Raw genomic sequence first — 1,315 nt, forward strand, 5'->3', positions numbered from 1 at the left:
GTAGGTGCGCGAGATGCTCAGCACGATCAGCCGCGGGTGTTCGGCTTGTAACCGGGCGATGATCTGAGCGCGCCACTGCTCGCACTCCGTATATTTCCGATGAAGGACGGACTCGGTGAAGGTTAGGTCCAGCAACGGGCAGCCTGCCTTGGCCAGGGTCTCCAGCCGCCAGCGCCGCTGGTCGGCGGCCCGCTCGAACGCCGGGCTCCACATCGCGGCATTGGAGTCCCCGACCAGCGCCACCGTCGTCGCCGACGCGGCGTCGCCCGTCGCGCACTCGGGGTGCCCCACTTGGAGAAAATTGCGCAGGCAGCCGTTGAGCCCCAAGGTCATTTGTTCGGCTGCAGCGTTGGCAAGCGGCGGATCGAGGTTCGACGGTACGGCGGTCATGTTCGCCGATGCCGCCACCGCGGCCTGCACTTGGGCGAATGCGTTGTGCACCACGGCGTCGTACAGCTCGACATTTTTCCCTGCAGGGGCAGGACCCACGGTGACGGCCAGTGCCGGAGCGGCGGGGCCACGGCCGACCGGCAGGGGTATTAGCACCAGCAGCGCCACGCCCACACCGACGGCCACCGCCGTGGCGGCACCGCCGAGCGCAAGACTGCGGGCGGGTGACCGGCGTATGGAAGGGGCGAATCGCAGCGGGTTCTCGATGAAGCGCAGCGTCAGCACGGCCAGCCCGCCGGAGATGACGACCGTCGCCAGCCTGCCGGCCAGCCCCAGCGGGTGGCCCAACAGCGGCGCCGCGAGCACCAGCACCGGCCAGTGCCACAGATACCATGAGTACGACACCCGCCCGACCGCCCGCATCGGCGCCAGCGCCAGCACACGCCCCACTCCCCGAGCGGACGCGGCGCAGCCCGCGCCGATCACCAGCGCCGTGCCGAGCACGGGCAGCAGCGCGGCGGTACCCGGATAGGGCGTGGTCGTGTCCAACCGGGTGCAGGCCCACAGGATCACCCCCAGGCCTGCCCATCCCCCGATCGCGGCGAGCGGTGCCGGTAGCCGGCCCCACTGGGTGGCCGTAAGAGCCACCAGGCCGCCCACCGCGAGCTGCCAGGCCCGGGTGGGCATCGAGAAAAACGCGGTGGGGGGCAGCGTGTGGGTGATCGCCAGCGACATCGCGAACGACACCACCGCGACCAAGGCAAGGACCACCAGGTACGGGCGCCTCGACGATGCGCCGTCGGCCCGGGTGTAGCGCCGCACCAGCCGGACGAGCAAAGCCGTGCCGATGATCATGGGCGGCCATACCAGGTAGAACTGCTCCTCTACCCCCAGCGACCAATAGTGCAAAAACGGCGACGGGGCC

The 1,315-nt window shown here is 70.2% G+C and carries 1 protein-coding gene; it reads right to left on the minus strand.

Translation table 11 applies throughout. The features are described 5' to 3' along the window. On the minus strand, window positions 1–1,315 hold a 1,315-nt coding region (locus tag OQ968_RS24705), incomplete at both ends, for an acyltransferase family protein (RefSeq protein ID WP_324682281.1).

This window comes from Mycobacterium sp. 663a-19 (assembly GCF_035616495.1).
Taxonomy (GTDB): Bacteria; Actinomycetota; Actinomycetes; order Mycobacteriales; family Mycobacteriaceae; genus Mycobacterium.